Source organism: Carnobacterium sp. (assembly GCF_032094055.1).
In the GTDB taxonomy this organism is placed as follows: Bacteria; Bacillota; Bacilli; order Lactobacillales; family Carnobacteriaceae; genus Carnobacterium_A.
Genome location: NZ_DAMDAK010000062.1, coordinates 255 through 11,327 on the forward strand (window position 1 = coordinate 255; position 11,073 = coordinate 11,327).

Here is an 11,073-nt window from a genome sequence, read left to right on the forward strand (position 1 = left end):
GTCGCGTTTAGGCTCTTAACTTCTTCTTTAAGTGCATTCAAGCTTTATAGACAACTCTTTGAAGAACCGTTCCATTTAATATTAACTAAACCAAACTTTTTTTGTTTAGCTGCCTTTTATTACCTGCTTTTATTTAAAATAGTGTATGATAAGTTTATCTAAGTAAATAAAGTACATTTCTCTTAGATTTTTATTCTATCTTAAGGGGGATTATCATGTATCAATCTTATCATACTGATTCTGACGGAAAAATAGTAGTGGATAAAAAAGACCAAATAACCGATTGGCTGCATGTAGCAAAGTCGACCGATGAAGAAATAGAGCAATTGTCAAAAAAATTTCATTTTCCAAAAGATTTCCTTACAAGCGTAAAAGATCCTGATGAGGTGGCACGACAAGAAAAGTTGGGGATGGATCCGGTAAAAGAACCTAACTTGATTGTATTTAATTACCCTTGTAAAGAAACAAATGAGCTAGGGTACGATGAATACATAACCATACCTTTTGCGATTATTCTAACTGAGCATACTATCATTACGACTGCTGAAAAAACACCTTTTTTCATAGATAAGATTATTCGCAATCAAACAGATTATCAAATAGACACAAAAAATCCGGAACAATTTGTCTTAGAAGTAGCTTGGCAAATCTCTTCTCTTTATGTCTTTTATTTAAAAGAAATTGTCAAAAAAACAGAAGCAATGGAACAACAACTGACACGATCAACCGAAAATGAACAGCTTTTTGCTTTGATGTCGCTCCAAAAGAGTCTGGTTTACTTTAATTCTTCTATTGAGGCAAGTCATCCTATTTTTAACGAATTAAAAGAAATTGAAGTTTTTACACAGCATCCTGAAAATCGTAGTTTGCTGCATGATGTTATTGTCGAAAACCGGCAAGCTGAAGTAATGATCAAAGAAACCAACCAACTATTGACGCAAATCAGTGCTGTTTTTTCTTCCGTTATTTCTAATAATTTAAATAATATCATGAAATTTTTAACTTCTATTACCATCGTTTTAACTATTCCTACCATTATTGGGGGGCTTTGGGGAATGAATGTGAATTTACCTATTGACGATACACCTGGAGCTTTTTGGATTATGATGTTCTTGATTGTCGTAGTCAGTATCTTTACTACTTGGGTTTTGAAAAAACACAATTATTTTTAAAAACCACTTGATATTCGGTCCTTATTCAGGGTAAAATAGAGGAAATATACGCAATGAAAGTAGGCGAATCACCTCATGGCGAATAAAAAAGATACTAAACAAGTTTCGGCAACTAAAAAATGGACCAAAGTTTTTGTTTGGGTCATGCTAGTTTCTATGCTAGGTTCCGGATTTATTTCTGTGATTTATACATTATTAGCTTCTTAAAAAAACAAACTTCATTGCTCACTAAGTGAGCAATGAAGTTTTTTAATTATATCAGTTGTTTACTCTTTTGTGTTTTAGCTAGTTCTCGCAGCTCTTTTGCATGTTCTAATGTCAGCTTTGTAATTTCTGTACCGGCTAACATACGGGCAACTTCTTCTACTTTCTCTCCTTCTTCCAAAGGTTCGACATGAGTTTCTGTTCGTTCAGCTACTTCTGTTTTAGAAATAAATAGGTGATGATCGGCCATAGCGGCAACTTGTGGTAAATGAGTGATACATAAAACTTGTGAATGCATGGCCACCATATAAATTTTATTCGCAATAGCCTGAGCCACGCGACCACTCACTCCGGTATCTACTTCGTCAAAAATAATACTAGTCAACCCTTGTGTTTTTGAAAATATGGTTTTCATAGCCAGCATCATTCTAGATAATTCACCCCCAGATGCTACTTTCACAAGTGCTTTAAGTGGTTCTCCTAAATTAGCAGCAATATAAAATTCAACTTGGTCAAAACCAGTTTCGTGTGCATGGGCTGCATCGTTTTCTTTTTCTTGATTAAAGAAGCGTACTTCAAAGATTACTTTTTCCATAAACAATTCTTTTAATTGGTCATGGATGGCTGTTTCTAATTCTTTCGCCACGGCTTGTCTTTTTTTAGTTAACTCTTTTCCTTGTTGAATCAATTGTTCAGAAAGGCTACTTAATTTGTTGACTAACTGGTTAACGTGATCTTCTCGGTTTTGCAATTGATCTAGTTCAACTACGATTTTTTCATAATAGGTTTTGATTTCTTCAAAAGAATCTCCATATTTTCGTTTCATCTGATGAATTAATTCTAATCTTTTTTCAATCTCATTCAATCGATCTTCATCGTAAGCTAGTTGATCCAATTCTCTTAACATATCACTAGCGAGTTCTTGTAGCTGAAAGTAACTATTCGCAATATTTTCAGAAAATTGTTTATAAGTAGCATCAATATCTTCAATTGTACTTATTTCTGTCATGGCACGTCCAATCAAATCGATTCCGTTGGTTTCTTCTCCTTGTAAAGCATCGTAACTTTCCGCTAAAACAGATGTGATCTTTTGAAAATTAGTTAACAGATTTTTTTCTTCTAGTAACTCCTCTTCTTCTTGGTCACGTAATTCGGCCATTTCGATATCATTCACTTGGAATTGGAGCATGTCCAACCTCTGAGCTAATTCTTGTTCGCTATTTTGCCACTTATTATAAGCTGTTTTAGCCTCTTTATATGCCGCAAAAGTTATAGTATAAGCTTCTTTCATCTTTAACAATTCTTTGTCTCCAAATTGATCCAACATTTCTAAATGACGTTCTGGATTCATCAATTCTTGGTGTTCATTTTGTCCATGGATATCGATCAATGTTTCACCAATCAATCGCAGTGTAGCAATATTAACTAAACGGCCATTAATACGGCAAACATTTTTTCCGTTGCGGTGAATATCTCGTTGAATAATTAATGTATCATCTTCTGTTTCGATATCATATGTTTTCAATAATTCATAAGTGAGTGGATTACTTTCCATTGTAAAAAGGCCTTCCAGCACACATTTGTTTTCGCCATGTCGAATAAATTCATTTGATCCGCGTCCGCCAGCCAATAAGCCGACTGCGTCAATAATAATTGATTTTCCCGCTCCTGTTTCTCCTGTCAAGACAGTCATTCCAGATTCAAAACTTAAGTTCAAATCATGAATGATGGCAAAATTTTTAATCGTCAATTCCTGTAACATTATATTTCACTCCTGTCAGCTTTCCTATGATTAAACTTAGTTAAATTAAACTGATAAAATGATTTTTTAATTTTTTTGCTGACTCCGCAGAGCGACAAATGATCAAAACACTATCGTCGCCAGAAATCGTTCCAAAAATTTCTTCAAAATTTGATAAATCAATTAAAGATCCCATAGCAAAAGCATTCCCGGGAATCGTATGCAGCAGCAGAAAATAGTCTTGTAGATCGATAGATACGAATGCATCTCTCATTAAGCGTTCTAATTTTTTGGATGTATCATACTGAACATCAGGCGGCAAACTATAGCGGTATCCTCCAGATAAAGCAGGAACTTTTACTAATTGGAGTTCTTTAATATCTCTTGAAATAGTAGCTTGTGTTACTTCAATACCCTTTTCCTCTAAAATACGCACGAAGTCCTCTTGCTTTTCAATTACATGATCTTGAATGAGATTTTGTAATAATTGATGCCGATCCTTCTTCTTCATATTTCCACCTCAATTTAATATTCAGTATAAATATACATTATTTTCTTTATCATACCCTACTTGGCACAGATAGAAAAGTAAATTATTATAAGGATTTTCGGTTGGATATCAGTGAAAACAAAAAAACAAACTTTGTATACGAATATACAAAACTTGTTTTCTAGTTGTGTTTGTTTGCAAACATTTCATGAGCAGCTGCTACTGTTTCTTTAACTTTTACATCAGCAGCTTTAGTTCCAGTAGATTTTCCAGACCATTTTAAGTGTGCTAAGAATTCAATGTTGCCTTCTCCGCCAGTAATTGGTGAAAAATCTAGCGCTTGAACATCATAACCCAATGTAAGAGAAAAATGAAGGAATTCTTGTACTATTTGTTGGTGAATCTCAGGATCTCGGATAATTCCTTTTTCTCCCACATCTTCTCGATTGGCTTCAAATTGAGGTTTGATTAAAGCTAACACATCTCCATTTATGGCTATAATATCTTTTAACACAGGCAAAATTATGCGTAAAGAAATAAATGAAACATCAACCGAAGCCAGATTAGGTTGACCTTTTGTAAAGTCCTTTAATGTACTATTTCTAAAATTCGTTTGCTCCATGACCACAACCCGCGGATCTTGTCTTAATTTCCAAGCCAGTTGATTTGTCCCTACGTCTAAGGCATAGCTCATTTTCGCTCCATGCTGTAAAGCAGCATCTGTGAAACCGCCAGTTGAAGACCCTATATCTAATAGAATCTTATCTCGAACCCCTACATTAAAAACTTTTATCGCTTTTTCTAACTTTAAGCCTCCACGGCTGACATACCGTAGCTGTTCCCCTTTACACTTTAATTGAGTAGTCATAGGTATTTTTTCTCCAGCTGTATCAATTCGTTCGTTGTTATCGGTTAATACAATCCCTGCCATAATTGCTCGTTTAGCTTTATCAATAGAACTAAATAAACCTTGTTCTACGAGAAGGACATCCGCACGTTCTTTTTTCATAACTTCTTCCCCTCTTTACTGAACGGATAGTAAATCAAGCAGATCAATCAATAACTGACTATCTAATTCTTTGTCCGCTTGTTTATACGCCATTTCAATTTGTCTCAAGCTTTCTTTAGCTTTTGCAATTTCGTTTCTTAAGGCTTCTTTTGCTCCTTCTAAAGTTAACAAAGCCGGATAAGTACTTTTACTTAAGACTGCATCCTTACCAGTCTGTTTGCCTAATGTCTTTGTATCGCCGACCACATCAAGAATATCATCTAAAATTTGAAAAGCTAATCCAAAATGAGCCGCAAAATCAAGCAACAACCGTTCAACATCTGTTGAAACTTCAGCGATGAGCCCGCCTGCATAAACAGCGAATTTCAATAGTTCACCTGTTTTTTTCTCATGAACAGCCTTTAAAGCTGCCAACGATAAGGCCTGATTTTCCCCTTCCATATCTTCTACTTGTCCAGCTACCATCCCATTTGGTCCTGCAGCTTGAGCCAAAGCTAGAATCAAGGCTACTTTTTTTGAAGCCGATAATAAACTGCCAGCTAAAATTTCAAACGCTTGTGTCAGTAAGCCATCTCCGGCTAAAATCGCTATATCTTCGCCATAAACTTTATGGTTAGTGGGTTTCCCACGCCTTAAATCATCGTCGTCCATTGCAGGGAGGTCATCATGAATCAAGGAATACGTATGAATAAATTCCAATGCTGCTGCAGCTTCGTAGCCTTGGCTTACTTCTCCACCGAGAGCTTGAATAGTAGCCAGCAATAACAGTGGCCGGATTCGTTTGCCGCCAGCGGTCAGCGAATAATGCATCGCTTGATGAAGTGTGCCATTTGAATTTGATTGTTCTTCTAAATAAGCGATGAGAACTTTCTCAATTTGAGGTTTTTCTTTTTGCTGAAACAGATTAAATTCCATTCGTTGCTTTCCCCCTTTTACTCTGTACCCTCTGCGTTTTCAAAAATGGTTTCTTCTCCGTTTTCATCGACAATTTTTGTGAGTGTCTTTTCTGCATTTTGCAAAGTCTCTTTACAAACTTTACTCAACGCTACACCTTTTTGGAATTGGTCTAGTGCTTCTTCTAAAGGAACATCTCCTCTTTCCAGTTTAGTCACAATTTCTTCTAATTGCTGCATAGCCTCTTCAAATTTTACAGTTTCTTTTGTACTCACTTTTATTCCTCCATTTTGTTCACTACTTTTGCTTCAATACTGCCTTCATGTAAATGAATATGCACTAAATCTTCAACTTGAACTTGTTCTGCATTTTTAATGACTTTATCGTCTTTTGTAATGTAGCTGTACCCGCGATTCATGATTTTTAACGGGCTTAGATAATCCAACGACTGTACCGCGTAATCAAATCGCTTTATTTGATTCTCCATAAAACGATTCATTTCAGTTTGCAACTGTTGGTTCAGCGTTTGTAAGTCGTCTTGCTTTTGCTTTACAAGGTGACTTGGATCACTTAACATCAGTTTGTAAGTCAATAAACGATAATTTTGCTTTTCGTTTTTTACTCTTTCTGACAATGAACGTGTCAAACGTTCTGAAAGAAAATCTAAATTTTGAGCGTATCCTTCATAAAGTCTCTGAGGCTGTTTAAAAATATAAGATTCTAAACTTCGATTCAATCGCTGACTCAGAACTTCTAATTTTCTTATATAACTTTGAATTAAACGTAACCGCATTTGTTCTATTTTTAAAATTTCATCCGATAATAACGGTACCGATAGTTCTGCTGCAGCAGTAGGTGTAGCTGCACGAACATCTGCCACTAAATCAGCTATCGTTGTATCTGTTTCATGTCCGACTGATGAAATGATCGGCGTCTTCGCTTCAAAAATAGCACGGGCTACTTTTTCTTCATTAAACGGCCATAAATCTTCAATCGACCCTCCGCCTCGCGCTATTATCATTGTATCAAAATCTCCTTTAGTTTCTACCAACTCAATGCTTTTAACAATATCGTCAGCAGCTTTAGTTCCTTGTACTAAAGTAGGAAATACAACCAATTGGACGATAGGATAGCGACGTTTGATCGTTGTCATGATATCCCGCACTACAGCACCTGAAGGACTTGTAACAACCGCTATTTTTTTAGGGAATGTAGAAATCAGTTGTTTAGGTGCATCAAAAAGCCCTTCTTTTTTCAACTTTTGTTTCATTTCTTCTAACGCTTGGTACAAAGCCCCTATTCCATCGGGTTCCATATGTTCAATATACATTTGGTAATTCCCGCTTGCTTCATACAAAGAAATACGTCCGATAACTAAAACTTTCATTCCTTCTTCTGGTGTAAATTTCAACTTTTGATAAGCTCCCTTGAACATCATCGCTGAAATTTTTGCGCGATCGTCTTTTATACTGAAATATTGGTGTGCATTAGGTCTATTTCTAAAGTTAGAGATCTCGCCAGTTAAATAAACGCGTTCTAAATAAGGATCTTGTTCAAACTTTCTTTTAATATATTTTGTCAAGGCCGTGACAGTTAAATATTGTTCTGACAAATAACCCCTCCTGACTTTTTATGCTGATTTAGATTGTTTTTTGAGCACTTTTAATTGTTTGGTACAACAGCATCGTAATCGTCATAGGTCCGACTCCGCCTGGTACAGGTGTCAAATAACCCGCTACTTCTGAGACTTCATCAGCTTTAACATCACCTATCAGTTTTCCGTTTTGATCACGATTCATGCCAACATCGATTACCGTAGCGCCTGGCTTAATAAAATCTTTAGTGACAAAGTGACCGCGTCCAATCGCCACAACCAAGATATCCGCTGTTCGTGCGATAGCAGCTAAGTTTTTTGTTTTTGAATGAGCCATTGTCACTGTCGCGTCGTTCATTAACAATAATTGCGCCATTGGTTTTCCCACAATATTACTGCGTCCGATAACAACAGCTGTTTTTCCTGCTATTTCAATTTGATGGCGTTCCAATAATTTCATGATCCCATAGGGTGTACACGCAATTTTATCAGGTTTGCCGATCAACAGCTTCCCCATATTGATAGGGTGAAAGCCATCGACATCTTTTTTTGAATCAATCGCATTTAATACTTTCTCAGAATTGATTTGTTTAGGCAACGGCAATTGAACAAGAATACCATGAATCGTCGGATCTTGATTGAAACGGTCAAGTTCATTTAAGAGTTGTTCCTCACTGATCGTATCTGGGTAGCGTTCTATTACTGAATGAAAACCTAAAGCTTGTGCACGCTTTTCTTTATTGCGTACATAGGTTTGGCTAGCCGGGTCTTCTCCAACTAACAGTACCACTAGTCCGGGAATGACACCTTTCATTTTCAGCTCTTCAACCATAGCTTGCATTTCTTCGTTCATTTCAGCTGCTAGTTCTTTTCCGCTCATCATAATTGCACTCATAGAAAATCCCGCCTTTTTCCGTCTAATTGACGCTCTTTAATTTCATTATGCTCATTTTACCATACAGATTCTTAATGTAGTATGGCTTTTATACCTTTTTAATCTAAAAGAAAAAGAGGCCTATTCAGCCTCTTTTTCCTCTAACTCATTGACAATATTTGCTAATACTCCATTAACAAATTTTCTCGATTTTTCGTCACTGTATAGTTTGGTAATTTCAAGTGCTTCATTCAAAGCCACTTTTGCTGGTACATCTGGCACATACAGCATTTCAAAAATAGCAATGCGCATAATGACTCTATCCGTTTTTGCTAATCGATCCATTGACCAATTTTCAAGATGACTTTGAATCTTCTCATCAATTTCTGTTTGGTACTCCACCACACCGGTTACCAATAAATCCAAGTAACTTGGCACTGAAACTATTTCTACTTCATCTGATAAATCTTCTGCACTTGTTAAAGCCTGTTGCATAGCTTCTTCAATCGTAAGATCTTTATTAGCCGATAGTTGAAATAGAGACTGTAAAGCTTTTTCTCTAATTTCACGTCTAGTTAAACTCACTCTTCTTCACCGTCTTCATCATCCAAACTAAACAAATCTTTTAATTCTGTTTTTTCTGGTACGATTCCTACAATATGGACGTTTACTTCTTTTAACTCGATATCAGTCATTTGAACTAATTGTTCGCGAACTTTTTCTTGCAGTTCTAACGCTACTTTCGGTACTGAAACCCCATAGTTCAAATAACAATAAATATCGACCTTTAAGCCCTCTTCATCAGAAGTTAAGTGCACTCCTTTTTTATGATCTACACGACCAAATAATTCGGAAACACCTGAAGTTAACTTACCTTGCATTGCATAAACACCGGCTACTTTATTCGCAGCAATCCCCGAAATAATTTCAATGACTTCTGGTGCCACTTCGATTTCGCCAAGAGTTCCTTTTGTCTCGTTTACTGCAAAATTTAATTCTTCAGCCATAAGGCAGACCTCCTAATTGGTTTTTCTCAAAAAAGTATTCTTATGCACGCGAAACGTATGAACCATCTTGGGTATTGACCACGATCATATCATCCACATTTACAAAAAATGGAACGTTGACATTTGTCCCTGTCTCTAACTTAGCCGTTTTAGTTCCGCCTGAAGAAGTATCGCCTCGGATGCCAGGTTCAGTTTCTGCAATTCTCAAAGTAACCGTATTTGGCAATTCAACCCCTAATATTTCTGAGTTATACATCATGATATGAACTTCCATATTTTCTTTTAAATATTTCAGCTCTTCTGTGATAGACTCTGCGGGCAATTCAATTTGTTCGTAGTTTTCTGAATCCATGAAAACATGAGAATCTCCGCTTTCATACAAATATTGCATTTTACGATTATCAATTTGAGCTTTCCCAACTTTTTCACCAGCCCGGAAAGTTTTTTCTTGAACCGCGCCATTTCTTAAGTTTCTTAATTTAGAACGGACAAAAGCAGCACCTTTACCTGGTTTAACATGTTGGAAATCGATAACACGCCAAATTCCTCCATCAAATTCAATCGTTAATCCTGTTTTAAAATCATTTACAGAAATCATTTAATTTTCCTCCTAGAATCGTTCCTATTTTCTGTTTCAGTGTATCATTTTTTCAAACAACTTCCTAATAAAAATTGTTCTGCTATCACTAATTTCTACAGAATAATCAGTTCTTTAGGCGAATGAACGATTACTTCATTTCCAAATTCTGTGATGACTAAATCGTCTTCTATCCGTACGCCTCCGATCCCCGGCAAATAAATACCCGGTTCGTCTGTGATCACATTTCCTGGAACAAATAATTTAGTGGCTGATTTTGAAACATTCGGTCCTTCATGGATTTCTAATCCAATACCGTGTCCTGTTGAATGACCAAAAGCTTCGCCATAACCGTAGCTTGCGATATGATCACGTGCTACAGCGTCTAATTCCACTCCTGACATTCCTGGTTTAGCAGCATCAATTACTTTTAATTGAGCTTCCAATGTAATGGCATAAATTTCTTTTAGCTTTTCATCCGGTTCTCCCACAGCAAAAGTACGTGTCATATCTGAAACGTATCCTTCGTAGTAACAACCAAAATCAATGGTAACGAAGTCGCCTGTTTCAATCAGTTTCTGACTTGCTACACCGTGAGGCATAGCTGAACGAATACCGCTGGCTACGATTGTATCAAATGAAACTCCTGTTGCTCCTAATCCACGCATATGGAAATCTAGTAAATTTGCCACTTCTATTTCAGACATTCCTGGTTTAATCTCGCCTAAAATATAATGGAAAGCTGCATCAGAAATCGAACAAGCTTTTTTGATCGTTTCAATTTCAACATCTTCTTTGACTTCTCGTAATTCTTCTATTAAGTTTGAAACAGGTATTAATTCGCTTGAGATAACTTGTTCTAATAATTCAAATGTACTAAAAGTGACAAAGTCCTGTTCAAAACCAAGCGTTTCAATTCTATCTGCTTCTGCTATCCGTGCTACTTCATCGTAAATAGGTCCACTATTTTGTACAATTTCAAATCCGACGGCTTGAGCAGCAGCTTGCTCTGTATAACGAAAATCAGTTATAAAGTAAGCAGTATGATGAGTGACCACACTTAATCCTGTAGTGCCGGTAAAATTGGATACGTAACGTAAATTATAAGGGCTGGTGATTAATAATGCATCTAAGCCTCTTTGTTTCATGCCTTCTCTTACTTTTTTCAATCGAGACATTCATCCTCACTCCTCATCTTTTAGTTTCTTGTTAAAATTAATTGTCGTGCATAACTCAGCATAATTCAATCCATTATACCAAATTATGAATTAAAAAGAAATAACCCTCAGATTTTCCTAAGGGCTACTTCTTTTTTGAGAGACCTGCTCATGTTCAGTGTATTCTGCAGTTTTGTATTCGCTTGTGTCTTGTTCTGCCTTACCTGTTGCTGTTGAATCAGCAGGCATATCAACCGTAATAGACAGTTGCTTTAAAAATGATTTATCTGCTGTACCAGTCAATAAATAAGAGATTCCACTAATCTTTTGCACGCGTACTGTTCCAGTTTTGAA

14 protein-coding genes are annotated in these 11,073 nt (G+C 36.3%); 2 read left to right on the forward strand and 12 right to left on the reverse strand.

The features are described 5' to 3' along the window. Positions 1-215 precede the first annotated feature (215 nt). Together RT405_RS09555 and RT405_RS09560 are read left to right on the forward strand one after the other, a co-directional pair. Positions 216-1,172 carry a magnesium transporter CorA family protein gene (locus RT405_RS09555; RefSeq protein ID WP_313469318.1) on the forward strand — a complete coding sequence of 319 codons (957 nt, stop codon included), beginning with the start codon at positions 216-218 and terminating at the stop codon, positions 1,170-1,172. Between the two features lie 75 nt (positions 1,173-1,247). Beyond that, a complete protein-coding gene (locus RT405_RS09560; protein ID WP_192988075.1) occupies positions 1,248-1,379 on the forward strand; it encodes a DUF4044 domain-containing protein in 132 nt (43 codons plus the stop codon). 46 nt (positions 1,380-1,425) lie between these two features. Here the strand turns inward: RT405_RS09560 and recN are convergent, their stop codons facing one another. The 12 genes from recN to RT405_RS09620 form a co-directional block, all read right to left on the reverse strand. Next, the gene (gene recN / locus RT405_RS09565) at positions 1,426-3,138 is read right to left on the reverse strand and encodes a DNA repair protein RecN (protein WP_313469323.1); all 1,713 of its coding nucleotides are present in this window, start codon (positions 3,136-3,138) and stop codon (positions 1,426-1,428) included. Positions 3,139-3,178: 40 nt separating this feature from the next. Then, complete coding sequence (gene argR, locus RT405_RS09570) at positions 3,179-3,628, reverse strand: arginine repressor (protein ID WP_313469324.1); 450 nt, start codon at positions 3,626-3,628, stop codon at positions 3,179-3,181. A gap of 160 nt (positions 3,629-3,788) precedes the next feature. Next, positions 3,789-4,616 carry a TlyA family RNA methyltransferase gene (locus RT405_RS09575; RefSeq protein ID WP_313469326.1) on the reverse strand — a complete coding sequence of 276 codons (828 nt, stop codon included), beginning with the start codon at positions 4,614-4,616 and terminating at the stop codon, positions 3,789-3,791. Positions 4,617-4,631: 15 nt separating this feature from the next. After that, positions 4,632-5,531 carry a farnesyl diphosphate synthase gene (locus RT405_RS09580; RefSeq protein WP_313469328.1) on the reverse strand — a complete coding sequence of 300 codons (900 nt, stop codon included), beginning with the start codon at positions 5,529-5,531 and terminating at the stop codon, positions 4,632-4,634. A gap of 17 nt (positions 5,532-5,548) precedes the next feature. Beyond that, a complete protein-coding gene (locus RT405_RS09585) occupies positions 5,549-5,791 on the reverse strand; it encodes an exodeoxyribonuclease VII small subunit (protein ID WP_396163652.1) in 243 nt (80 codons plus the stop codon). Continuing rightward, a complete protein-coding gene (gene xseA, locus RT405_RS09590; RefSeq protein ID WP_313469331.1) occupies positions 5,788-7,122 on the reverse strand; it encodes an exodeoxyribonuclease VII large subunit in 1,335 nt (444 codons plus the stop codon). The genes RT405_RS09585 and xseA overlap by 4 nt, the downstream gene beginning before the upstream one ends. A gap of 28 nt (positions 7,123-7,150) precedes the next feature. Continuing rightward, the gene (folD, locus tag RT405_RS09595) at positions 7,151-7,999 is read right to left on the reverse strand and encodes a bifunctional methylenetetrahydrofolate dehydrogenase/methenyltetrahydrofolate cyclohydrolase FolD (RefSeq protein WP_313469333.1); all 849 of its coding nucleotides are present in this window, start codon (positions 7,997-7,999) and stop codon (positions 7,151-7,153) included. A 120-nt stretch (positions 8,000-8,119) separates the two neighbouring features. Beyond that, positions 8,120-8,563, reverse strand: a complete 444-nt coding sequence (gene nusB / locus RT405_RS09600; protein ID WP_313469334.1) for a transcription antitermination factor NusB — start codon at positions 8,561-8,563, stop codon at positions 8,120-8,122. Next, positions 8,560-8,985: an Asp23/Gls24 family envelope stress response protein gene (locus tag RT405_RS09605; RefSeq protein ID WP_035029243.1), complete on the reverse strand. Its 426-nt coding sequence runs from the start codon at positions 8,983-8,985 to the stop codon at positions 8,560-8,562. Before RT405_RS09605 ends, nusB begins: the two co-directional genes overlap by 4 nt. Positions 8,986-9,025: 40 nt before the next feature. Beyond that, complete coding sequence (efp, locus tag RT405_RS09610; RefSeq protein WP_313469335.1) at positions 9,026-9,583, reverse strand: elongation factor P; 558 nt, start codon at positions 9,581-9,583, stop codon at positions 9,026-9,028. A 95-nt stretch (positions 9,584-9,678) separates the two neighbouring features. Continuing rightward, positions 9,679-10,740 carry a Xaa-Pro peptidase family protein gene (locus RT405_RS09615; RefSeq protein WP_313469336.1) on the reverse strand — a complete coding sequence of 354 codons (1,062 nt, stop codon included), beginning with the start codon at positions 10,738-10,740 and terminating at the stop codon, positions 9,679-9,681. Between the two features lie 117 nt (positions 10,741-10,857). Then, a partial coding sequence (locus tag RT405_RS09620; protein WP_313469337.1) for a hypothetical protein occupies positions 10,858-11,073 on the reverse strand: 216 nt, incomplete at its 5' end.